Source organism: Dyadobacter sp. LHD-138 (genome assembly GCF_030929615.1).
Lineage (GTDB): Bacteria > Bacteroidota > Bacteroidia > Cytophagales > Spirosomataceae > Dyadobacter.
Genome location: NZ_JAVFVU010000030.1, coordinates 1 through 24529 on the forward strand (window position 1 = coordinate 1; position 24529 = coordinate 24529).

At 43.6% G+C, this 24529-nt stretch carries 22 protein-coding genes and 1 rRNA gene; 14 read left to right on the forward strand and 9 right to left on the reverse strand.

What is annotated here, in order from left to right; genetic code table 11:
• Positions 1–4: 4 nt before the first annotated feature.
• Positions 5–116, forward strand: a 5S ribosomal RNA gene (gene rrf, locus RB622_RS20765).
• 151 nt (positions 117–267) lie between these two features.
• On the opposite strand, the gene RB622_RS20770 is transcribed toward rrf, so the two are convergent.
• Positions 268–1080, reverse strand: a complete 813-nt coding sequence (locus RB622_RS20770) for a LuxR C-terminal-related transcriptional regulator (RefSeq protein WP_308048574.1) — start codon at positions 1078–1080, stop codon at positions 268–270.
• Between the two features lie 123 nt (positions 1081–1203).
• Between RB622_RS20770 and RB622_RS20775 the strand changes: the two genes are divergently transcribed.
• Positions 1204–1845: an SDR family NAD(P)-dependent oxidoreductase gene (locus RB622_RS20775; RefSeq protein ID WP_308048576.1), complete on the forward strand. Its 642-nt coding sequence runs from the start codon at positions 1204–1206 to the stop codon at positions 1843–1845.
• A gap of 16 nt (positions 1846–1861) precedes the next feature.
• Here the strand turns inward: RB622_RS20775 and RB622_RS20780 are convergent, their stop codons facing one another.
• The 5 genes from RB622_RS20780 to RB622_RS20800 all read right to left on the reverse strand — a co-directional run bounded on the left by RB622_RS20780 (position 1862) and on the right by RB622_RS20800 (position 8928).
• The gene (locus RB622_RS20780; RefSeq protein ID WP_308048577.1) at positions 1862–2284 is read right to left on the reverse strand and encodes a secondary thiamine-phosphate synthase enzyme YjbQ; all 423 of its coding nucleotides are present in this window, start codon (positions 2282–2284) and stop codon (positions 1862–1864) included.
• Between the two features lie 50 nt (positions 2285–2334).
• Complete coding sequence (locus tag RB622_RS20785) at positions 2335–3759, reverse strand: amidohydrolase family protein (protein ID WP_308048578.1); 1425 nt, start codon at positions 3757–3759, stop codon at positions 2335–2337.
• 30 nt (positions 3760–3789) lie between these two features.
• A complete protein-coding gene (locus RB622_RS20790; protein ID WP_308048579.1) occupies positions 3790–4485 on the reverse strand; it encodes an ankyrin repeat domain-containing protein in 696 nt (231 codons plus the stop codon).
• Between the two features lie 87 nt (positions 4486–4572).
• Entirely contained in the window at positions 4573–5409 is an 837-nt protein-coding gene (locus RB622_RS20795; protein ID WP_308048580.1) for a helix-turn-helix domain-containing protein, read from the reverse strand.
• Positions 5410–5508: 99 nt separating this feature from the next.
• Positions 5509–8928, reverse strand: a complete 3420-nt coding sequence (locus RB622_RS20800; RefSeq protein ID WP_308048581.1) for a carbohydrate-binding protein — start codon at positions 8926–8928, stop codon at positions 5509–5511.
• A gap of 329 nt (positions 8929–9257) precedes the next feature.
• On the opposite strand from RB622_RS20800, the gene RB622_RS20805 reads away from it, so the two are divergent.
• The 4 genes from RB622_RS20805 (at position 9258) to RB622_RS20820 (ending at position 13151) form a co-directional block, all read left to right on the forward strand.
• Positions 9258–9839: a hypothetical protein gene (locus RB622_RS20805; protein ID WP_308048582.1), complete on the forward strand. Its 582-nt coding sequence runs from the start codon at positions 9258–9260 to the stop codon at positions 9837–9839.
• Positions 9840–9955: 116 nt separating this feature from the next.
• Positions 9956–10501: an O-acetyl-ADP-ribose deacetylase gene (locus RB622_RS20810; RefSeq protein WP_308048583.1), complete on the forward strand. Its 546-nt coding sequence runs from the start codon at positions 9956–9958 to the stop codon at positions 10499–10501.
• A 189-nt stretch (positions 10502–10690) separates the two neighbouring features.
• Positions 10691–11938, forward strand: coding sequence for an MFS transporter (locus RB622_RS20815; RefSeq protein WP_308048584.1), 1248 nt, complete (start codon positions 10691–10693; stop codon positions 11936–11938).
• A 289-nt stretch (positions 11939–12227) separates the two neighbouring features.
• Complete coding sequence (locus RB622_RS20820) at positions 12228–13151, forward strand: alpha/beta hydrolase (protein ID WP_308048585.1); 924 nt, start codon at positions 12228–12230, stop codon at positions 13149–13151.
• An 86-nt stretch (positions 13152–13237) separates the two neighbouring features.
• Here RB622_RS20820 and RB622_RS20825 read toward each other — a convergent pair whose 3' ends face one another.
• Positions 13238–14050 (reverse strand): alpha/beta hydrolase family protein, encoded by an 813-nt coding sequence (locus RB622_RS20825; protein ID WP_308048586.1) that lies wholly within the window; start codon positions 14048–14050, stop codon positions 13238–13240.
• Positions 14051–14215: 165 nt separating this feature from the next.
• Here RB622_RS20825 and RB622_RS20830 point away from each other — a divergent pair, with 165 nt between their 5' ends.
• From RB622_RS20830 to RB622_RS20840, 3 genes are all read left to right on the forward strand, one after another.
• Complete coding sequence (locus RB622_RS20830; protein WP_308048587.1) at positions 14216–15175, forward strand: DUF898 family protein; 960 nt, start codon at positions 14216–14218, stop codon at positions 15173–15175.
• A gap of 12 nt (positions 15176–15187) precedes the next feature.
• Positions 15188–16273, forward strand: a complete 1086-nt coding sequence (locus RB622_RS20835; RefSeq protein WP_308048588.1) for a M48 family metallopeptidase — start codon at positions 15188–15190, stop codon at positions 16271–16273.
• A gap of 67 nt (positions 16274–16340) precedes the next feature.
• Positions 16341–17096 carry an SHOCT domain-containing protein gene (locus tag RB622_RS20840; RefSeq protein ID WP_308048589.1) on the forward strand — a complete coding sequence of 252 codons (756 nt, stop codon included), beginning with the start codon at positions 16341–16343 and terminating at the stop codon, positions 17094–17096.
• Positions 17097–17193: 97 nt separating this feature from the next.
• On the opposite strand, the gene RB622_RS20845 is transcribed toward RB622_RS20840, so the two are convergent.
• A complete protein-coding gene (locus RB622_RS20845) occupies positions 17194–17667 on the reverse strand; it encodes a PA2169 family four-helix-bundle protein (protein ID WP_308048590.1) in 474 nt (157 codons plus the stop codon).
• A gap of 176 nt (positions 17668–17843) precedes the next feature.
• A complete protein-coding gene (locus RB622_RS20850) occupies positions 17844–18809 on the reverse strand; it encodes a lipid A deacylase LpxR family protein (protein WP_308048592.1) in 966 nt (321 codons plus the stop codon).
• 258 nt (positions 18810–19067) lie between these two features.
• On the opposite strand from RB622_RS20850, the gene RB622_RS20855 reads away from it, so the two are divergent.
• From RB622_RS20855 to RB622_RS20875, 5 genes are all read left to right on the forward strand, one after another.
• Positions 19068–20501: an NAD(P)/FAD-dependent oxidoreductase gene (locus RB622_RS20855; RefSeq protein WP_308048594.1), complete on the forward strand. Its 1434-nt coding sequence runs from the start codon at positions 19068–19070 to the stop codon at positions 20499–20501.
• A gap of 56 nt (positions 20502–20557) precedes the next feature.
• Positions 20558–21637, forward strand: a complete 1080-nt coding sequence (locus tag RB622_RS20860; RefSeq protein WP_409021743.1) for a formylglycine-generating enzyme family protein — start codon at positions 20558–20560, stop codon at positions 21635–21637.
• Between the two features lie 137 nt (positions 21638–21774).
• Positions 21775–22332, forward strand: a complete 558-nt coding sequence (locus RB622_RS20865; RefSeq protein ID WP_308048595.1) for an alpha/beta hydrolase — start codon at positions 21775–21777, stop codon at positions 22330–22332.
• Positions 22333–22476: 144 nt separating this feature from the next.
• Complete coding sequence (locus tag RB622_RS20870) at positions 22477–23088, forward strand: YceI family protein (protein WP_308048596.1); 612 nt, start codon at positions 22477–22479, stop codon at positions 23086–23088.
• 177 nt (positions 23089–23265) lie between these two features.
• On the forward strand, positions 23266–24417 hold the full coding sequence (locus RB622_RS20875) for a glycoside hydrolase family 130 protein (RefSeq protein WP_308048597.1): 1152 nt from the start codon (positions 23266–23268) through the stop codon (positions 24415–24417).
• The last annotated feature ends 112 nt before the right edge of the window (positions 24418–24529 follow it).

A 24529-nucleotide genomic window follows, 5' to 3' on the forward strand; every position in this document is an offset into this window, starting at 1 on the left:
TCTTGTTGGTGACTATTGGCCTGGTGTTCACCTCTTCCCATCCCGAACAGAGAAGTTAAGCCCAGAACCGCCGATGATACTTGGGTCAAACCTGGTAAAGTAGGTAGTCGCCACAATACTATTGCAAAGACCATCTCAAAAGGATGGTCTTTTTTTGTTGTAGGTTATTCTAAATAGCCGATTTAACAGCTTTATTTTCTTCTGCTCAGTCTAACCACACATTTTATTACAAACTTCCATAGTATTCTTCGCATAGCCCTTGAAGCGTTATCCTATTAAGCCTCGTCGCCGCGCACTGTAAATGGCTTCAATGGAGTTATTTACATCCAGTTTTTCCAAAATACGCTGTCTGTGTGTATTTACCGTATGCACGCTGATTGACAGTAACCAGGAAATCTCCTTACTTAACTTGCCATCGCTGATCATTTTGAGAATCTCCCTTTCCCTGATGGTGAGTGGAACGATTTCCGGTTGATTGGGATGAACCGGATTAATAAATTCACCGGTCCGGAAATTATGAATCTGGAATTTTACGCCTTCCAACGCCTGTTGATTGGGAGAGATGTCAATAACTCCTAATGACAGCCAGATATTGCCCAGAACGTCTTGCTCGAGGATTTGATGCTGCTCCATGACCTGAATGTAAACTTCATTCTTTGATAAAATTCTGTATTCGTTAACCATTTTGTAAAACATACGCTGCTCAGGCGGAAGAGACATGAGATATTTCATCGCCGTATGTCCGTTTTTAGCAAGCACTTTAAGGTCCTCGGGATGAACTCTCCTGTCGAATACTTCATTTTCGACCTCGGTCTGGTTTTCGGATATCTCGTAACCAAATAACTCATAAAAATTTCGAGAGGTATAAACATGTACTTTTTTATGCAAATCGTAAACCGTGACTCCGCTGCTGCTGAGCTGAGCCATGGCCTTGATTAAAGAAAGCTGTTTTTTTATCCGACTGGACTCCATACAATCAGGATCACATGGCTGTTGAATGGCTAATCCCGCGTTTTCTTTCGCCAGAGAGAGCTCCGGTCTTTGTAATCCACGTAATGATAAATCAGTATTTCTTCTCATTTAAAAGTCGCCTTAATTTGTAAACAATTCGGCGGTTGGAGCCGTCTGGTTTTTACTAAGGACAACTCAGGACGGCTTTACCTTTATCTGCGCCCGAATATTTATTCAAATCAAACACTAACCATGAATTTTTCAGTGATCAGAAACGCCGATACAAGCCTGGGAAAAGCCATTGCCATAGCGCTGGCCAATCTTGGACGACACTTAATTTTATTGGGAAGAGATTCAGCAATGCTTGAAGAAATTGGGGGAAATCTGAGGACTCATTGTAAAGTCAAAGTATTCGTCATTGCGGCGGATGACAGTTCCACGCACAGTATTTTAAAAGTCTGTGAAAGGATCAATGATGATTTTTACATTGATCTGTTTGTTAATTATGCCGAGATTGATTTCTATGGCAGGTTTAGCGATCGTGCAGTTCACAGGCTGGAAATGGATTTAAGAACAAATTACATTTCAGGACCGATTTATACACATCAGCTCCTGCCGAACCTGATGTTGCATGCAAATGCCTACGTGCTCAATCTTTACCTCAGTTATGTCAGTAACCCTTCACAGTGGACAACAATACTGAAAGCGCAGAATATAAACTTTTCGAACTATCTCGGCGAGGATATGGAAGACTCCGGAGTAATTGCAAAGGCTTGTAACATCGAGATCAATGATATGAAGGGAAGCATGAATGATGCTGACGAGTATTCGGCCATTGCCAAGGCGTTACTGGATGACTTATTTCATCAGCAGGTGATGACTGTTTCACTTTAACAGGTGAGGTAACGGCTCATTCTCCCCAGACCGTAGCAATGAATTGCCGGGAGCCTCCATAGTCACGATGTTCGCATAAATAAATGCCCTGCCAGATTCCCAAAGCCAATTTCCCATTGCGAATAGGGATCGTGACAGAGCTCCCAAGAATGGAAGCTTTCAAGTGTGCAGGCATGTCGTCGGAGCCTTCGTAGTCGTGCTGATAATCCGGGTCATTTTCGCGAACCGTTTTATTGAAAAACATTTCAAAGTCTTTTCTGACGGTGGGATCAGCGTTTTCGTTGATGGTTAAGGAAGCGGAAGTGTGCTGAATAAAAACCTGGCACATGCCCGTTTTAAGTTCAGCGATTTGTGGCAATGCGTAGAGGACTTCATTGGTGATGATATGAAATCCCCTACGTTTTTCTTTCAAAGTAAAGGCTTGCTGGTATATTTTCATGAATGATTACTGATGTCTTTTACAAGAATAAGTAAATTTCAGGAAACCCGTTACAATCCTTTCGCGGTTTTTGTTTTTACTTCGTCCAGCGCCACCGCGATATCATTTTGATCCATCACTTGTCCTTTTACGATCACTGCGTTGATTTTTTCGGTTGCGGTGATGTTCAGGAGCGGATTTTCGTCCAATAGAAGAATATCCGCTTTCTTGCCTTCTGATAAGCTTCCATATTCTGTTTTATGCAAGAAAAGCGGAGAATTGATCACTGAAGCCTGCAAAGCCTGAAGAGGTGTTAACCCGCTTTTTACCATGAGCTGTAATTCTTTGTGCAAGCCAATGCCCGGATAAACATAGGAGTTAAGATAACCTCCGTCTGTTCCCGCCATAATTTTTACACCGGCTTTTTGAAGCAAAGGCAAAAGGTTGTTCGATTTTTCGTTGTATAGTTTTCTAAACGCAATGGCGTCTTTATCATCCTTCATTGCACGTTCCACACGCCCAACATAGGTTTTTTGAAGCCCGGCTCCGATGTATTGCAAATAAGTATCCTTGCTGTGATCATCTTCGTCGATATGCGCGAGAAGGTAGGGCAGCGATAGTGTTGGTGTTACAAAAACATGGTTTTGGGCCATTTTTTTATAGGTTGTGAGCGCCGCTTTTTCGTCAAAATCAGCGAGGATTTTATTGCTAAAATCACGTCCTTTCAGTTTACCGGAAGCAGAAAGTTCCGCTATTTCCTTCTCATTTTTTGTAGCCGCTCTTAAAATATACGACATATGTTCAATTGAACTGATTCCGGCAGTCATCACATCCTGCATGGTCAGCACGGATGGAATGTGACCAGAAACCTGATAACCCCTCTTACGGGCTTGACGAATGCTTTCCAGAAACAAATCGGGTTTCATGGTGTTATCCGTGATTTTTACAAAATCCACTTTTAAACCATCCAGAGAATCAAGACCTTTTTTTAGTTCTTCTGTGGTTGATATCTCGATGTCGCCCAGCCAAACAGACTTATAACCTTCCAGTTTAGGACCAGACGTAAAGATGGTCGGACCTGCAAGTTTTCCTTTTTTGATCTCTTCACGCCATTCCAGAACGCTGTTGCTGATATCTGCGGAACAGTCACGGACGGTTGTAATGCCATAAGCCAGGTAGAGCGGAAGCAGATTTTTGTTTTCATGCACCAATGCTTCGCCGCCACCAAAATGCACGTGCATATCCCATAATCCAGGAATCGCGTATTTCCCTTTGGCAGAAAGTGTTTTGGTAGCTTCAAAACGGCGTGTTCTACTTTCGTTAAAAACACCTAGAATCGTATCTTTTCTTACTATAATAAATTGATTCAGGCTGATTTTTCCGGTTTTTACGTCAATAACATTTACGTTAGCAATGATGAGATCTGCCTTTATTTTTTGTCCAAACGTCGTGATGGAAAGTAAAAGGAAGACTAGGAACGGGAGTGATTTTTTCATTTAATTTTGAGCGATAAATATAAATTGATATTAGTGAGCGCCTGCCTTTTCGAGCATGGCAACAATTTCTTTGTATCCGTTCCGGCGTGCATGGACAAGCGAAGTCACACCATCTTTATCGGGGATGTTTACGTCGCAACCTGCTTCGATCAGTAATTTCGTTATTCGGGTTTGCGTTTCAATGCCGCCTTTACCAATCACCATCACTTCCAGTAAGGCCGTCCAGCCCAGATTATTGATGTGGTTGATCGGGAAATTTTTATCTTTCAATAATTCGATGACTGTTTCAATATGCCCCTTCTCACAGGCGGGAATAAGTGCGCTCCCGCCATAACGGTTGTATACTTTATAATCAGCGCCATTTTTAACACAAAGTTTTACGATTTCGGTAAAACCGGACGCACCTGCGTAAAGAAAAGGACTGTTTAACATTTTATCCTGCGCGTTAACGCTGGCACCAGCTTCTATAAGCAATTTTGTGACGACAATATCGTTTCGATAAGTCGCTGCCATCAAAGGAGTTTCGCCCTTACTGTTCTTAACTTCAAGGTCCTTTTTCTCCTCAAGGTATTTTTTTATTTTCCCGACATTGTTTTGTTCAATGGCCTGGAAAATATCCTGCGAAGTATTTTTCATGGGTTTTATTTTTTGTGACTGACAATTTGAGCCGGAAAGCGGCATCAGGAAGACCATCGTAGTCAGTAACCGGGTGAATGAAAGCATCATATGTGGTGTATGTTCGTGGGTTATCTCACAAAATTACGTGCTTAAAAGCTGATAAAATGGCACAGATTATCACATTGACAGTACAGACTATATTCTTTTCCGAAACGCGAGCGGTGTCTGATGGGTATATTTCCTGAAAAATCTGGAAAAATAGGAGGTATCATTAAAGCCAAGCTCGTATGCAATTTCTTTGATATCGGCCTGGGTCAATGTCAGCATGCGTTTGGCTTCGAGTAAAATGCGGTCACGGATTTGCTCGCCGGCCGTTTGCCCGGATTGTTTTTTACACACTGCGTTAAGATAGCTTGCCGTAACATGCAGATTCTTTGCATAAAATGCCACATCACTATGCTGCCGGTAATGTTTTTCCAGCATGGTTAAAAAACTTTGTATTAACCGGCTGTTTTTCTCAATGGCGCTGTTCTGGTAACTGGCTTCGTAAAACCTTTTGAGTAGCGACAATACAATAAGCAGCCGGTTTTGCACGATGCTTTTCGAATAGGGTAAATTTTGCTTTATCTCCTTTTCAATACGTGTCAGCTCGTTTTCCAGCTCCTGAAACTCAGAACGGCTTATCTTTAAAAGTGGCAGGGATTTGGGTTTGAAAAAGGGCGTATCCGGATTCCCTGATACCAGAAATTCCGGTGCGTACAGGAGCTGGTAGCCACTGGTATCGGGTGATAAGTCCCACTGGTGTGCTTGTCCCGGAGCCAGAAAAAATACAGAATAGTCGGTTACCGCATAATTTTCAAAATCGATGGAATGAATGCCTGAGCCATGCTGGACGATCAGCAGCATAAAAAAATCGTGCTTATGCGCCTCGGTGATCAGCGGCATATTGATGGGCGCATGATGCATAATTTTAAAGGATTCATCGGATGACGGAACCTTCATGATCTTATCAATTCCCAGAGTAGGCAGCATAAGTGTAAAAATAATCTAAGTTTCTTATAACGCAAAACCAGCGCCCGGAGGCTATTTTATCCGGATACTGGTTCTGATTATCCTACTTTTAAAAAATTGTTACATTCCCTTGATTACCTTCCTGAATGCCCGTTCATTACCTTGTTTGATTTCCAGAATATAAACGCCGGTTGGCAGCGTTGAGATATCAATTTTCTTCTTTTCAGAAGTATTTCCTTTCTCGATTTTTACCTGTTTGTGAAGTCGTCCGGCGCTGGCATCGAACAGATTAATTTCAATCGGCGCGTTGCTTTTGTTTTTCATATCGATTGTAATATCGCTGACCGAAGGATTTGGGTAAACCATCACCGTTTTATGCAGATTCATATTTTCTACCGGAGCAGCCAATGTATTCGTGAAAAGTGCAGAATCCGTGCGTGCTTGTCTGGCATTATTGGCGGTTGTCGGAATGATAAAAGTTGGCGTTTCGGTTGCTGTAAAGGTTAAATTCCCGGCGGTCAAGGCTACTTCTTCCATTTCCATGTTATCACTTCCTGCTTTTGGACGATAAATTTTCGCGCCCGTAAAATTGCCGATATTAAGCGTGTGGCTGGCAGTTCTGCCTTGCTCATCCGGCACGGTTACAATGTAAAGTGATTTGCCGTCTAACGCATAACGGTCGACAATCGGATCCTGGTTTGTCGTTTCTTGATAAGCGTACGCGCCAAAAAGTTTGTTTACCTGATACAAATAATCGGCTGCCGGTCTGCGCGACATATCAGCATTTACCAAACCGGAAGTTCCAAACATCCCTCCGTAGCTGTTATCATCGTACATCTGGTAAAAAAATACTTTTGAAATGCCGTGACGTGCGGAGAATAACGAAGTTCTCAAAATCCAGTCCCCCTGGGTTTCCAAAGCTGTTTTATTGCCTATCGGAATGGCTTTCAACGGGCTTTCCTGATGCACGTCATACCCTGCTTCGGTGATCCAGACAGGCATATCCTGTGAAAGCTCGTGGGATACGTTTACAAAACCATCCAGAATCGTATTGGCAATGGTAACTTCGGGTGCGGCGCCACGGGTCGATGTTCCGCTTTGCGAAGAAGACCCGTTGTCGGTATACAAATGGAAATTGACGATATCCCAGCATAGATTCACCGAACCGTCTGCCTTGTAGCCACGGAATTCTTTACACCAGTCAACCATCCCTTTTACATAGTCCGGACCTGTAACGAGTCCCGCAATGACCACTTTCATATTCGGATCGGCGTTTTTCACACCGATTGCTGGTCCCATCGTGTTTTTATGCCCATCGTAAAAGGCTGATAGGTTGGCGGCATATTCACGGGCTGTCTGATATCCTTTGCGTCCTTTCCACCATTTGTCCCGTTCGTTATCGCATTCGATGTATTTAATCAGGTCTAAACCGATTTTGACGGTATTGGGCGTATCGTAATTCCATCTTGGAATGCTATAAACACTCAGCAGAGCGGGATTAACGGCTGTATTGCTGCCATAACGGGCGGCATACTGAAAGGCGATTTTAGCCTGCTCAATGTAAGACAAAGGATCGGTAAAATCTTTTCCATAGCGTACCGGAACATTTTCTGCGTCTCGCTGATCCTCCGGATAAGTACTTTGCATCCATCCCGGAATGGTTTTTAAATCCGCCAGTACTTCTATATTCGCTGCTTTGCAACGCTCATAAATGGCATCATAATTCCAACCACCACTCAGTGTCGGATTAAAGGAATACACGCCTTCGGAGGATTCCAGTTTTTCCCAGTCCATGTAATGACGGATTCCGGTAAAACTTTTAGCCACGTTCATCCGGTTTTCATTAATTTCCCAGGGCGTGTTTCCGTCTTCAAAATTCCATTCATAGGCATTGACACCAAAGAGATCTCTCAATTTGATGGTTTTTGCGGGAATAGGTGTTACAGGTTTCGTTCCGCCGCTGTGGGTGCCATACAATTCCATTTCGGTTGGCATACCATTTTTTATACTCAATACCAGATAACGGATATTGGTTACCGGCGCGTCCAGTTTAAATTTGGCATTGCCGGAAAGCTGTCTGTCGGGATATGGGCCAACCCAGCCATTGTATTCCTGTCCTGTAAAAGTGGCTATTGGAATGCGCTCCCATTGATCGGTGATGACGGATAAAGTCATTGGATTGGCAGAAAAGCTACCTGTAAAGTCAAAGAATTTGATGCTTTCCAACGACATCTGCTCGCCGTCGAGCAAAGGATAGTAGGCGTCCCAGGCATTCAAGGCAAGTCCCCATCCCAACTGGACATCCGTTTGTGTATCTCCGTCAAAAAGACCGCCCAGACCATTTGCCGTGTTGTTTAGCTGATACCAGCGTTTAGGATCGAGTGTAATTTTAACCGCGCTGGAAGGTTCTTCCGGGGTGGATGCAGGTTGTACCACCTGTGTTCTGGTAATATTTTCAGCCGCCAAAAATCCTGTACTTTCGGCTTGGGAAGCTGTAATCGCAGCGCTTCCCTCGGCCAGAATTGTCGCTTTCCAGATTCCTGAAACATTGGCAACCGAAATAACGGATGCATTTGAGGAAGTGAAAGTAACCGGTATTTGAGTATTGGTACTGCTCGCGGAAAGATCGAATGTGCCTGATCCGGCAATCCGCGCGGGGAGTTCGTCAAAAGTGATCATAGCAGGGACTTTTTCAGAGGTAGAAGAGTTGCTAACGGCTTCAAACCAGTTGAAATTAAAAGCTCCTTTTTTTGCATAAATTCTCAAAATCTGGTTTCCTGCCTGTAACGTGGCGGTTGTATGAAGGGTGGTATAGGTTTGCCAGCCGCCTGTTTTAGGCACATCCACCTGTCCCAATATTGTTCCGTCAGTATTTTTAATCTCAATAACACCATCACCATAACTATTGGAAACGCGGAAACTGAATGCATATACGCCGACGGAGGCCACATTGACGTTGTAGTCGATGAAATCCTCGTCATCGATGTGGCTGACAAATTTATCACCATTAATATCACCTGGTTCCTCAGTTCTTACATCACTGGAAACGTCATAATTTTCGGCCTCAATTTTCCCGGGCAGTGCCTTGGAACCAACGACTTCAAACCAGTTTAAACTGAAAATACCTTTTTTTACAAAAACACGCAATGTTTGTTTTCCCGCTGGCAGATAGGTTATGAGGTTTGCGTTGCCCCATTCCTGCATCCCGCCGGTACGCGGAAGATTATTGATTTCTCCCAAAACCGTTCCGTCAGCAGCTTTTAATGCCAGCGAGGCATCATCACTGAACCCGTTTGCGATGCGAAATTTGAAGGTATATACTCCGGCCGTCGGCACGGTTAGTTCATAGTCGGCCCAGCTGTTGTCGCCCATCCATCCGATATCAAGTCCGCCTCCTGTGTCTTGTGTCGTTTCAGTGCCAGCGGCGTGTATGGCTGAATAAGATTCGGCTTCGGTTTTGCCGGGAAGAGCGGGGACAGTCTGAGAAAAACTCAAAAATACATTGCAAAGTAAGATGATGCAGAGGAGAATTTTTTTCATATATTGATCTGTTTCATAATGTATTTCAAAGATACAACTTGCAGGGTTCTTCGTAGAGTGTTTTTAGCTATTTTGTAGAAGCACTTCGCGTTTTCGTGCAAACTGTCGTCTGGCAAAACGAACAAAAATACGTTGGTTTGGACAATAATTGCAGGTGGCTTAGGCTGGTCATGATTTCGTTGATAAGGTTTTGATGGATTCTGCGGGATGATTTACTTAAATCCTGTCAGCAAGTTATGGCCCGGAGCTGATGAAATACCGCCAGGGCAGACCGAAGACTTTTTAGCGGAGAAAGGTTATCTTTATGAAAATTTTGAAATTGATTGACTATGCTATTCAAACAAAAACACCTCGAGGGGATTAAGGCGGGAAACATTTCACTGGCGTTCCGTAAATGGAAAAAGCTATCTGTAAATGCCGGGAGCTTAATTAAAACCAGCGTAGGTGTGATAAGAATTATTTCAACCAAGGAAATTTCTCTCAGTGAAATATCCGATCCGGAGGCAGCACAAGCAGGATTTGTAACTGCCCAGGCATTGGTACAGTTGCTGGAAAGTCAGAAAGAAGGACTTATTTATAAAATTGAGTTAAGTTTTGACTCAGAGGATCCACGTATTGAATTGCGGGAAAAGGTAAGCCTGGAAGAGGAGGAATTTGAAACACTGAAAGCTGCACTGGACAACCTGGATAAGTTTAGCAAGGTGGGGAAGTGGACAACCAAAACGTTGCAGGCGATTCAGGAAAACCCGAAAATGAAGGCGGCAGATCTGGCTATAAAAGCGAAAAAGGAAAAGGAATGGCTGAAATTGAATGTTCGTAAACTGAAAGGCCTTGGGCTTACCATCAGTCACGAACCCGGTTATACTTTGTCGCCAAGAGGAGAAGAATATTTGAGGCTGATCACGAAATAAATGAAGTGAGGGAACCCGGTTTAGCCGGGTTTTTTGTTTCATATTTCCCGGGGATGTATCGTTTCTGTTTTGTAATTTGAGTAAATTGGGAATGTTACCTGCCTAAAATACTGACTATGATCACACTGACATCAAGAATCGGGTTAATCAGAGGAGACATTACAAAGCTGCACGTGGATGCCATCGTGAACGCGGCGAATTCTACCCTGCTTGGCGGTGGCGGCGTAGATGGGGCGATTCACCGGGTTGGTGGTCCTGCGATACTGGAAGACTGCCGGAAAATTATTGCCCGGCAGGGCGGTTGTAAAACCGGGGAAGCGGTAATCACGACAGCAGGCAGGTTGCCGACTCAGTTTGTTATTCATACCGTTGGGCCGGTTTGGAACGGAGGAGACAAGGGTGAGCCAGAAAGGCTGGCCTCCTGTTATGTCAATGCTTTGCAGCTTGCGGTGATTAACGGGTGTAAATCCATAGCCTTTCCCAATATCAGTACAGGAATTTACGGTTATCCCAAGTTTGAAGCCGCTCAGATCTCTGTCAAAACCGTATCCGGTTTTTTACTGAAAAACGATAAAATTGAAAAAGTAATCTTTGTTTGTTTCGACGAGGAGAATTATCTTTTTGTACAGAAGCAATTGAATTTGCTTGGCATTATATTTTGAAAGAGGCATTGATGAATGGTATTATTTTGATGAAATTTAAAATAATAAAAATATAATTTTTCAAATAAGTTTCGGGCGAAAAAACTTTACCGAAATCAAGAACTCTGACCGCCAGATATTGTTGTTTGGGCAGGGCTAATCCATTTATGATCAGGGTTGGTTTATTTTCTAACCAATTTGAACAAGACGTTGAATTTACCAGAAAAGCACGACGCATATTCCGCACTTCGTTTTCCCGAATTTCGCTATTTTCTTGCCAACAGTTTTTTGTACAGATCTGCGCTGCTGATCCAGGAAGTGATCGTCGCTTATGAGCTTTACCGGCTGACACACGATCCGTTGGCACTCGGTTTGATTGGTCTGGCTGAGGTTGTTCCCTTTATTTCGGTGTCTCTTTTTGGTGGCCACGTAGCCGACCGCTACGACCGGCGTATTATTCTCCGGGTAAGTTTATCGGTGATCATTGCGGGGTCCGCGATTTTATATTTTCTTTTTCAGCCTGAATGGATCGCTGCCTTGAGCAAAGATCAGCACTTGTTTTATGTGTATGCCGTATTTTTTCTGATTGGTTTAGCCAAAGGATTTTATTCTCCCGCATCATCATCCTTGAAACCGTTTTTGGTCCCCCGGGAATTTTATTCCAATTCTTCGACGTGGAGCAGTACATTTTCCCAGGCTGGTGCTGTACTCGGTCCAGGGATTGCGGGTTTTTTATACGTTTACCTCGGGCTGACCCATACATTACTGGGTATCATGATCAGCATGGTCATTTGTCTGGTGCTGATCACCCTGATCAAAACCAATCCGATCAACAGGCATAAAGTTTCTGTTTCGATATGGAAAAGCCTGAGAGACGGCTTACGGTTTGTATTCAGCACCAAGATTATTCTTTATGCGCTTTCGCTGGATATGTTCTCGGTTTTATTTGGGGGCGTGATTGCTATTTTACCGGTTTTTGCCGAAGATATTTTGCATGTGGGCCCCGAAGGACTGGGGTTATTAAGAGCCGCACCTTCTGTGGGTGCCTTGATTACCATGTTTGCCATGGCACATTTTCCACCCACCCACCATGCGTGGCGTAACATGCTGATCGCCGTTGCAGGATTTGGTGTATTTACGATTATCTTTTCATTGTCGACCAGCTTTTGGCTGTCCTGCGCTGCTTTATTTGCAACCGGGGTCTGTGATAGTATCAGCGTGGTGATTCGTCAGACCATCATGCAAATCTTTCCTCCGGATGAAATGCGGGGACGTGTAGCCTCGGTTAGCGGGATTTTCGTAAGCTCTTCCAATGAGCTCGGCGCCTTCGAATCGGGATTGGCAGCGCGGTTGGCAGGGCCTATTCCAACGGTACTGGCCGGAGGAGCGATAACCTTGCTGGTGGTGACTTACGTTTATACACGATCGAAGGATCTGTTTTCCATGCGATTGACGTAGCATCTTCCTCGTTTTTATCTCTACATTCTGATGGTGGTGCTTTTGAAATTGAAGGAAAACTAAAATCTGTTCCTGGAAAAAGTAATAGTGACCTGCCGGTTGCTTAAATACAGGAATAAGATAATATTGCTGGGTTTGTAATCTCGTTTAGATATAAATTTTATGTAGCTGTTGGCAATTAGCTATATGCGATTAGCTCGGTAACTGGGTGAATAATAGTTTATTATAAAAATCAATAATTATGAACTAATTTTTTACTACTACTTAACCAATAAAAAAAGTCGGAAAAATGAAGAAAATGTTCTTGCTGATACCCCTGTTTTTTACCCTTTTCTCCGCATTCAGCCAAACGATATACAGCAAGGCTTTTGGTAATAAAAATAACAAACCCATCATCTTTGTTCATGGCGGCCCCAGTGGAAATGCCGTGCAATTTGAAGCAACAACCGCTCAGAACCTCGCAGACAAAGGATTTTATGTGATTGTGTATGACAGAAGGGGAGAAGGTCGTTCGGCTGACGAAAATGCAAAACTGACCTACAATGAGGCTTTTGACGATTTAAATCAGCTTTATAAAAAGTATAACCTCACAGATGCCAATCTGATCGGATTCAGCTTTGGAGGTTTGGTGGCTACCCTCTTCTCGGAAAAATACCCGCAAAAAGTGAATTCCTTGATCCTGGTCAGTGCGTTGTTTAACCAACAGGAATCTTACAACCATATTTTAAGTTCGGTCAGGAAAATTTATACGGAAAAAGGAGAAACTGAAAAACTTAAAAAAGTTACCTGGGTAGAAAATCTGGACAAAAATTCTGCGGAGTATCGTGGCGAATGTTTTGCTCTGGCTTCTGAAAACGGATATTTTAAAGTTGCGAAACCTGATCAGGAAGCTGAAAAGATTTACCGGGCCTATGAAACCGGGGAATTGTACAAAAGCAATATCAGAAATAAAAAGGCGCCGGGGATTTTCTATAAAAATGAAAGCAGGAATAATATCAACGTGAAACCTGTTTTGGAAGACTTAAAGAAAAAGGGCATCCGTATTTATGCTTTGTATGGCAAGCAGGATGGTATTTTTTCCCCGTCACAAATGACAGGCATGAAAAGAATGACCGGTACCCAAAATTTTAAATTTCTGGATAACTGCTCTCATTATCTCTATGCTGACCAGCAAAAGACATTTTTAAATAGTATTGAAGGGTGGTTGAGGTGAATTTTTTTTATCTGCTACGATTATTTTGTTACCAATATAAACCAGCTCCCGGGAGGAATCATTTTCGGGAGCTGGTTTACGTTCGGTCAGGAAGCCTTAAAAAACTTTGAAAAGAACAACGCCTGGTAGCCGATTGCATTGGCCCAGTATTCCCAGTTGTGGGCACCTTTCCGGCTGATGAAGTCGTGCGGGATGTTGTTGTCCAGCAGCTTGTTGTGTAACTTCACATTGACAGGATAGAAAAAATCTTCAGAACCGCAGTCGATGATCAATGGAAGCGATTTCGGCGTCAGCAAATGCGTTAAATTGATCACACTGTGACTATCCCATCTTTCCGGAAATTCTGCATACGACCCTAATTTTTTAGCAATATCCCAGTTTAAAGGAAAAGGACGAATGTCTACGCCTCCGCTCATACTGCCCGCGGCACCAAAGATATCCTGATGTTTGAAAGCGAGGTACAATGCGCCGTGTCCGCCCATGCTTAGGCCGGTTATGGCGCGGCCGGCACGTGTATTGATGGTTTTATAATGTGCGTCAATCCATGCCGTAAGCTCGGTACTTACATAAGTTTCATATTTCAAACTGTTGTCAACGGGGCTGTCAAAATACCAGCTCGAAAAGTTTCCGTCCGGGCAGACAATGATCATTTTATATTGATCGGCATAATCTGCCACCGATTTTACCTTGCTGATCCAGTCGGCCTGATTGCCGCTGTAACCGTGCAGGAGATATAAAACCGGAAGTTTTTCGTTGGCTGATGCAATGTCTGGTGTGATCACAACAGCCTTAATGTTTTTACGCATCGATTGGCTGTACGTAGAAACGGTGTCAACCTTCGACGCTTTTACTGAAATAATGGCGATGAGGAGAAATAGGAATGTAAGCAGCTGTTTCATTTTTTTGAAATAATTTTTTGTAAAATAAAGGATAAAGTGGATTCTGGTTACTTGTGTGATGGGTTGTATGTAAAGTTTAAGGAATGTTAATCTATATATAATTATAGTTGTTCTTTATTTATTATATATTTGATTCTTAACCTTTCAATCAGCTTTAAAATATTTATGGAAATCAATCATTCGGATACGCGTCAGGTAAGTTTTCATGGCGAAGGTAGCAAACTGTTTGGCATCTACATTGTCAATTTACTACTGATGCTCTTCACATTTGGGCTATATTATCCATGGGCCAAAGCGGCCGTGCTGCGTTATATCTATCAGGAAACGGAGTTTGAAGGAAGCCGGTTTGCATTTCATGGGACGGGCAAGGAAATGTTTAAGGGCTTTATCAAAGCGGTGGGGATTTTTCTGGTAATCTACGCCATTCTGATCCTGGCTGTTTGGTCGCAAAATAATGTGATTCTGTCGTTGGGTATGCTTACTTTTTATGCTGCTATTCTACTATTAATCCCGGTTGCTATCCATGGCGCGTTAAAATACCGCATGTCGAGAACTTCGTGGCGGGGCATACATTTTGGCTATCGCGGTGAACTGAAAGAATTTGTGCAGGAGTTTGTGATCGGCGGACTGTTAACGATAGCCACGCTGGGTATTTATTCATTCTGGTTTACGGTTAAGCTGAGGAAATACATTTTTGGACATCTTCGCTTCGGAAATATCGGGTTTGCTTATAACGGCGATGGTACGGAATATTTTAAACTGCATGTCAAAGGATATTTTCTGAGCCTGATCACTTTGGGCGTGTATTTTTTCTGGTACGTGAAGGATCTGTTTGCTTTTTTTATTGATAACCTGGAAATGAACCAGGAAGGCAATGTGTTGAAATTTCGCTCGACGGCAACGGCTGGCGGCTATTTTAAACTGATTGCTGGAAATTTGCTCATCATCATTTTCACACTCGGACTGGCAGCACCCTGGGCCACGGTCCGTACCATTAATTTTATTTTCTCAAACATCGTCATTGAAGGAGCACTGGATACCGATAAAATTCAGCAGACCGAAATGGATTACAGGGATGCCACCGGAGAAGATATATCCGACATGATTGATATCGGTCTGATTTAACGATATTTGTTCATGCAGGCATTTGATATTTTGTATTATGACGGGAAAACTTCGGTTTCCCATCAGGCTTCCCTGGTTTTGGAAAGAGATCACTGGCTTATTCAGTTTGATCAGGAATTTGAAAAACAAACCGTTCGCTGGGATATAACGCAGGTGGAAAGGGATATGAGCTTTACCTCCTTATTTATTTTTCGCTATGGAGATTTTCCGCGGGAAACGCTGGAATGCAAGGACGAAAATCTGCTCACCGAATTAAAGCGGCTGTACCCGGAAAAGGCTTTTTTTGAGAAGAAATTCAATGCGCTGCTACGTCAGAACACCACCGTTTTGGTGGGGCTAACGCTCGGGTTGATTGGTATTTTACTGGTATCTTATTTTTATGTACTTCCCTGGTTTTCTGAAAAAGCAGCGGAGCAGATACCGGTAAAAACCGAAATAGCCCTTGGTGAAACCATGTTTGAAAATATGATTAGCCATTATCAAAAAAATGACAGCCTGACAGCCAGGGTCAACGATTTTGTAAAGGAGATTGACTTTAAAACAAACTATCCGATCAAGGTTACAGTCGTTCGTGAAGATGATATGAATGCCTTTGCATTACCCGGTGGTAATATTATTGTTTTTGATAAAATACTTGGCAAAATGAAGTCTGCTGACGAGCTGGCGGCACTTCTGGCCCATGAAGTTTCACATGTGCATTACCGGCATTCGCTGAAAAATATTTTCCGGAGTTTGTCGGGCTACCTGATCATATCGCTGCTGTTTAATGATATCAATGGCATTACGGCCATTCTTGCCGATAATTCCAACATGCTGCTTAACTTGAATTATTCCAGGAAACTCGAAACGGAAGCCGATGAAAAAGCCGTGGAAATATTGAAAGCCAATGGTTTGAATCTGAATGGATTGGTGCAGCTGTTTACTTTGTTAGGATCCGAAGCCAGTAAGGCTGCTACGATTAAATTGTTAAGCACGCATCCGCTGACGACGGAAAGGATCGCTTATGCCAAAAAAGTTTCCAGCCAGCAAAATGCTCCGGTAAAAAATGAAAATATAGAAAAAAAGTGGCGCGCGATTGAAGCTGAAAGGATCAAATAAAAGGCGGAGCGTTTAATGGCATTGTTTTTGCTAACTAGATAGCGTTGAAGTTAGATAAAACAGAGGTATGAAAACATTGACAAAAGAGGGCGACGGGAAAATAGAAGATATCGCTGCAAGGTATAGTCTGAGTAAGGACAGCGTCTTGTCTTTGCTTGAAGCCATTGTCAACGGAAATGCGATGATGGCTCAGTTTAATGTTCCCGAATTGGGCGGCAGCGGACAATGGATGAAGGGCGGCATGACCATGGTGGGCGATATGTTTAACCGCTCCCTAAAAATCACCGTCGATCAGCTTTGTACAGAATTGGCCAATCTGGTATCGACTGAGATTATATTTGATGTATCAGATAGTAAACCGAAGAAAGACACAACAGAAGCAGATAAACCCTGGCCCGCTGTTTTTGGCAAGCCTACGACGAGTGGCTCACAAAATAATTTTCGTTATGCCTATTTCGCCCCGGTTCGGCGTTTGGTGATAGAATCTAATGGAAATCGGGCCATTTATGATACCAAACATCATGAGGTTTTCAGCGTTTCGCAGCAACAAGGCGCACAACAATCTTTTGTGATAACCGGTCAGGACGGACCAATCGAACTTTCAAGTTTGCCGCTTACTTCTGAACCCGAAACATTACCCCAGTCTACATCGGAACATCCACATGATATGGTTTCATCGTCGAGACTGAAAGAAGCAGAACCGACAAGTTCGGAGGATGTTATTTTGGCTACGATTGAAAAATTATCTGTTTTATTGGAAAAAGGGCATATCACAGAAGAGGAATTTAAGGCCAAGAAAGCGGAATTATTGGGAAGGTTGTAACATCAAATAGAATTGTTTGTCTATTTATATTTTTCATTCTAAACAAAAAATCAAGGGGTCGGAGAATATTCTCCGATCCCCAGATTTTTGCTATTTGTTATAAGCTGTTCACTGCCCTGTGAGCGTCCCGATATTTTTTAATCAGGTTATGTGACGATAACAATGCAGCCTTTTGCTCTGTAATAATCTGTCTGATCGCCACCGAGATTTCAGCATCAGATGCCAGTGCATCGTCATAAGCTTCCTGCGCAGCGTCTTCTCCGTATTCGCAACTTTCCAGAACCGATTGTCTGTCATGGCCTGAGAATGTTGCTTTGATGTCCATCCAAACCCGGTATATTTTTCCCGAACTTGTCGTTCCTGTCGCTACTGCTCCACCCAGGCTCGCTACTTCAGATGTTAATTCTGAAACATATTCTTTGCTATCGTTTGCCATTTTTAGAAACAAAGTCCGCAGGTCCAAATCAATTTCTTCCGTTTCCTTAATTGCTTTTTCGTATCCGTCAATACGGTCATTGTTGATACGGATCAAGTCATTCAGGACTTCTATTAGATTTTCGTTCGTTGACATAACATTGTAATTTAAATGAATAATAATCAGTCATTTAAAAACTTTATACCATAAGGGAACGGGTTATAGACGCCGGTTTTTAGAATAAACTGTTGCCGTTTTCCCCGTTGATGTGGTAATTTATGTACGTCTCGTGGAAGCCGTTCCCGTGGAAAAAATGCCCTCTTCACAATGTGTTAAAATGCCACACCGATTTTCACACCGCCCCATTTGTGCGTCTTGCCTGTCTTGAACTCCTTCGTTAAAAAGGTCTGATAATATTCGATGTACAAATTTCGGACACCCAGTACCGCGCCCAAAGAATGCTGGAAAGTGATCCGGTTTATTGCTGAGGATTTCAAAGTGTACGGACTGTTTCTGTTAAATATGCCGCCTTGCAGGGAGGCGTCATAACCGATCAGGCTAACAAGTGGCTGACAATACAAATACAGCTGATAGTTATTCTTAATTTTTTCTTCTCTTGGAAGAAACGGAGAGATAAGTTTTCCTAAGGTCAGTGTTGCTCCTGCCTGCAGTTTATCCGATAACGTCCCGATTTTTACTTGCGAATGGATATTCAGGGAAATGATATTCGGTACGTCAAAAATGTGCTTTTCATAATTCAGTTCGTAATTCACTACAATATCGTTTCGGATCTGATATTGCCAGCCCATCGGTTCCTGATCGCCGATCCAGCTATGGATTTTCTTCTGCATTCTACCAGCAAAAGCTGCCGGACCGATCATGCCGGTGCTCAACACGGAGGATAATCTTGATCGATGCAACGTGTCGACAGATATCGCAAAACTTTTAAGCATGATAACACCAGCGAAGGGCCGGTCCTTATATAAAATCTGATTGCTTTTGATACTGACTGGCGTGAAACCATAATGTTCAAAAGAAACGCCATGTTTCGCACGACTGTTTTTTAGCCGAAGCAGGGCGGCAGACAAGGGGTTCTTTTTTAAACGTGGATTGAGGAGTTCGAGGTTATAACCCTGGGTGTAATAGTAGTCGGTTTTTCCCCAGAAATCATTGTCATAATGAATTCTGAAATATTTTTCTGCGGGTATATTTCGGAAAGAGACAAGATTGTCTATTCTTTGTCCCGATGATAAAAGGGGCAGAAAAAGAAAAAGCAGGGCGGAGGCTATTTGTCGCATAAAAGATATACGAATCCATGGCTGCAAAGGATTGTTTAGGCTGTAAAACGGATAAAGTAACGACTGGTGTTTTCCTCAGCAGCGCTGCCCGCTAAAAATGGCGCTGGCTTACTCCTTTTTTGTTATAGCGACAAATCATGAATCAACCTTATTTTTATGAATGTTTGTTTTTTGAAACGATATAACGTTATTTTGTCTACTAGTTTTGTAGAGTAATTGGGTTGGTGCCATTGCGCTGAATATCTGAATCATAAAATTGTGCAAAAGACGGAATACGATGCCATTGTAGTAGGTTCCGGTCCCAACGGACTGGCTGCCGCCATTACATTACAACAGCAGGGGCTTTCTGTGCTGTTGGTAGAGGGAAAAAAAGAAATTGGCGGAGGGATGCGCACAAAGGCGTTAACACTTCCTGGTTTTCTGCATGATGTTTGTTCGGCCGTGCATCCCATGGCCGTTTTATCACCATTTTTTAAAAACCTTCCGCTTGAAAAATATGGGCTGGAAATGATACAGCCAACTTTCGCTGCCGCGCATCCTTTTGACAATGGCACGGCGGGTGTATTGGACCGATCCATTGAAAAAACGGCGGAAGGCCTTGGAAAAGATCGTGAGGCATATTTAAGATTTATGAGCCCCATTGTACGGGACCTGCCAAAGCTGCTGCCGGATTTGCTTGGGCCCTTTCCGCTGCCAAAATATCCGTTGGCGCTTGCCGAATTTGGTTTGAAAGCGCTGCCCCCGGCGACCTGGCTGGCGAACAGATTTCAAACAACAGCGGCGCGGGGATTGTGGGCAGGTATGGCCGCGCACGCGATCCAGCCCTTGGAAAACCTGGCAACATCGGCGATCGGCATTATGCTGATGGCCGCAGCACACACGGCTGGATGGCCTATTCCGAAGGGTGGTTCACAGTCCATCGCCGATGCACTGACTGCATTGTTTTTAAGTCTGAGCGGAGAGGTGCTAACCGATTTTCCGGTGCGTTCATTGAGCCAGCTCCCTCCTGCCAAAGCGGTTTTATTTGACGTTACCCCTAAGCAACTGGTTGCTATCGCAGGAGATAAGCTGAGTTCGTCCTACATCAGCCGGTTACAGAAATATCGTTACGGAATGGGCGTTTTTAAGATAGACTGGGCTTTAAGTGGGCCGATCCCTTTTAAGGCTGAGGCTTGCCGGGGGGCGGGAACGGTGCATTTGGGCAATACTTTGGAGGATATTGCAGCGGCGGAGAAAATGACGTCGCTGGGAAGCCAGTCGCATAAGCCCTATGTCCTTCTTTCGCAGCCCAGTGTATTTGACAGTACGCGTGCGCCTGAAGGAAAACATACGGGCTGGGCATACTGCCATGTTCCAAACGGCTCAAAGGAAGACATGACCCAAGTTATTGAAAATCAGGTAGAGCGTTTTGCCCCTGGGTTTAAGGATCTGATTATTGGCCGGAGCACGATGAATACGACGCAGATTGAAGATTATAACCCCAATTATATCGGTGGAGATATCAATGGAGGTATCCAGGATATTTTCCAGCTGTACACACGCCCGATCTTAAGTGCCTCGCCGTACAGAACATCTGCGAAAGGGATTTATATTTGTTCGTCGTCAACACCTCCCGGCGGTGGAGTGCATGGCATGTGTGGCTATCACGCAGCGAAACAGGCGCTCAAAGACGTATTTAAATCACGATCATAAAGTAAGTATTTCTTTGAATAATTGGCTTATCAGTAATAAGATAAAAGAAGATTAAAATGAAGCGTTTTAAGAATTTGTACCTGCTGATACTGGTTGCCGGAATCAGTTTTAATTGCCAGAAAAAACAAACGGCTGCGGAGAAAACAGCGGATAGTCTTGCACATTGTATCGCGGATGGGATGCCTACAAGGGCAGCGGCGATTTTGGCAAGCCATCAGGAAATTGCAGAAGGGAAAGGAGATACCACCGGTATGGTCTGGATTGGCGGCGGGAAATTTCTGATGGGTGCAGATGAATTTCCGGATTCGAGGCCAATGCATGAGGTGACCGTAGATGGATTCTGGATGGATGCCCATGAGGTTACGAATGCGGAATATGCCAGATTTGTGGCAGCAACCAATTATAAAACAGTGGCTGAGCGTCCTTTGAATCCGGCCGATTATCCGGGTGTCCCGGCCGATAAACTGGTTCCTGGCTCAGCCGTATTTACCCCAACGACACAGAAAGTTTCGCTTGACAATCCGCTGGTATGGTGGAATTACGTTCCCGGTGCCAGCTGGGCTCATCCGGAAGGAAAAGGAAGTTCGATCAAGGGGCGTGAAAATTTTCCTGTCGTTCATATTTCTTATGAAGATGCGGCGGCTTATGCCAAGTGGGCGGGGAAACGCCTTCCAACCGAGGCTGAGTGGGAATTTGCAGCGCAGGGAGGCAAGGGAAACCATACCTATTATTGGGGCGATCAATTGAAACCGTCCAATAAATGGGTTGCGAATATCTACCAGGGCAGTTTTCCCGATAAAAATTTAAAGGAAGATGGTTATGCCGGAGCCGCACCGGTAAAAACATTTCCGGCCAATCCGTACGGCTTGTATGATATGGACGGTAATGTTTGGGAATGGTGCGCAGATTTGTACCGACCGGATTATTACCAGAAAAGTCCTGCAAAAAATCCAAAAGGGCCATCCGACAGCTACGATCCGGATGAACCGGGTGCGGAAAAACATGTGCAGAGAGGTGGTTCTTTCCTTTGCAGTGATGAATATTGCATCCGTTATAAGGCTGGAAGCCGCGGAAAAGGCGAGACAACCAGTGGCAGTAACAACCTTGGATTTCGTTGCGTGCGTGCAGGGAAATAAAATTTATTTAATCTATTAAATAAATAGACTTTATATACTATTGTTTATTTCAATAAATAAGCATTACTTTGTGGCAGAGCAATTTTGATCACAGGGATCGGAAAATGAATCGAAATAAACAGACCGGCAAAGTATATATGAGTACTCGCTTTCTGACAGTTCCGGGTTTAGCGGGTTCGGGTCCGCAGCATTGGCAAACGATCTGGGAAAACCAGTATCCGGATTCTATTAAACGCATTGAGCAGGACAACTGGGATTGGCCTGTACGGCAGGATTGGGTAGCCAGGTTGCAGGAAATAATCAGCCAGCTGAGCGAACCGACTGTTTTGATCGCGCATAGTCTGGGGTGTATCACCGTCGCGCACTGGGCGGCCGCGTTCAGCTCTCCGTGGATCGTGGGCGCATTGCTGGTCGCTCCGGCAGATGCAGAATTGTCGAAAAGGTTAAATTTTGTAGAGGGATTTACGCCGATACCGTCTTCGCCGTTTTCTTTTAAGAGTATTGTCGTGGCGAGTACCAATGATATTTACGCCAGTATCAAACGTTCAGAGGTCTTTGCTCAGGCATGGGGCAGTGCGTTTGTGAATCTGGGCAAAAAAGGCCATATCAATGCAGTCTCAGGGTTAGAGGATTGGCCGGAAGGAAAAGAGTTATTAAAACAACTGGTGAGTTCAGAGCTTGCTCGTACCCTATAACAAGTTGTTCAGGATTTTGCATTACAAGTAGTAATTGGGCTAGTACAGTGTATCGGGTGCGATTTTGCGTGCCCGTTTACCTTTTATAAAATCGTATTCTTATATTTATACATTCTTTTATCCATTTTAATTGTCAAACAAATCATGAAAAAAATCATTCTATTTGCATTGGTTGGACTATTTGTTAATTCTGCTGTAATCGCTGGCGGTCCGGGAAAGTCTAAATCCGCAGATAAGTCATTGGCAGTGGACGCAAAAAGCAGCAAACTAACATGGGGTGCGAAAAAAGTTACGGGCACGCATGCAGGAGAAATTCCTTTGAATAGCGGATCGCTTATTGTTGATGGAGCAAAGTTAAAAGGTGGAAGTTTTGTATTTGACGTTAAGAATTTGACTGTAACTGACGTGAAGGATGCAGAAATGAATGGAAAATTGACAGGCCATTTGAAAAGCCCTGATTTCTTCTCAGTAGAAGCGCATCCACAGGCTAAGTTTGTCATCACTTCGGTTACACCAAAAGGGGGTGATGCGTACGAGGTAGCTGGAAAATTGACGATCAAAGGCATTACGGATGATGTGAAATTCCCGGCAACTGTGAAATCGGATGCTAAAAAAGTTACTGCTGACGCGAAAATTGTTATCGACAGAACGAAATATGATATCAAATTCCGTTCGAAAAATTTCTTCGAAAATCTTGGAGACAAAGCCATCGACAACGATTTTACTTTGGACGTTAATCTTGTAGCGAATAAATAAATTACGTCTGCTGGCCGACTCGCGGAGTATAATTCAAAAAAGTCCTGTCTGGAATTTATCAGGCAGGGCTTTTTTGTGCTATGCAGTCTGTAATTTCCAACTTTTGATTCCGGCGGAGGGTAGGCTGCGCACCTTCTATCCTTTGATTAGTTAAATCATCATCATTCAATATTGTCAATGAAAAATTCAGCAAAGGGGATATTACTGGGACTATTTTTGATATCGGTTCAGACGCAGGCGCAAACCAAAAACACACTGCCGGACTGGGCTTTTGGTGGGTTTAAAAGACCTGCCCATGTTAATCCGGTTATCTCACCTGATACCAGTTCGCATTTCTTTTGCCCGATGAATAAAAAGATGGTTGACTGGGAATCCAATGATACTTTCAACCCTGCTGCGACGATAAAGGATGGTAAAATTGTCGTATTATACCGTGCCGAAGATAAAGCCGGAAAGAACATAGGCCATCGAACTTCCCGTTTGGGTTATGCCGAAAGTACGGACGGGACGACTTTTAAAAGGAAGAAAACACCTGTTTTTTATCCTGACGAAGATAGCCAGAAAGCAAACGAATGGCCGGGAGGTTGTGAGGACCCAAGGGTTGCTGTGACGGAGGATGGTACTTACGTTTTGATCTATACCCAGTGGAACCGCGATAAGGCCAGGCTGGGGATTGCAACGTCGAAGGATCTGGTGAAATGGGAAAAACATGGCCCGGCTTTCTTAAAAGCTTACAACGGAAAATTCAATAATATCTGGTCAAAATCGGGTTCTCTGGTTACCAAACTGGTTAATGACAAACAGGTTATCGCCAAAATTAATGGTAAGTACTGGTTATATTTCGGGGAAGCGAATGTAAACGTTGCAACCTCCACAGATTTGATCAACTGGACCCCGCTGGTGGATGAAAAAGAAAATCTTGTGAACCTGATATCGCCCAGAAAGGGCTTTTTTGACAGCAATTTAACGGAATGCGGGCCTCCAGCCATCGTTACGGACAAAGGCATTGTGCTTTTGTACAATGGAAAAAATGATGCCGGAGCGAATGGCGATTTGCGTTATACGCCCAACAGTTATTGCGCCGGGCAGGTTTTGTTTGATAAAAATGACCCGTCGAAACTGATAAGCCGGTTGGATGTACCATTTTTCCGACCAATGGAGCCTTTTGAAAAAAGCGGACAGTATGTAGCCGGGACGGTTTTTATCGAAGGCATGGTTTATTTCAAGAAAAAATGGCTGCTGTATTATGGCTGTGCAGATTCTAAAGTCGGCGTAGCGGTTTATGATCCTTTGGCTAAGGCGCCCGGTGACCCGATTCCCTCGAAATGATCCGGGGATGTGCCTTCTTATAATTTATTTTTATAAACTTTAAAAAAGATAAAATTAATATTTGCGTATATAGATTAAGGGTATCTTGTTTGGTGATGCTCTGAAATTGATG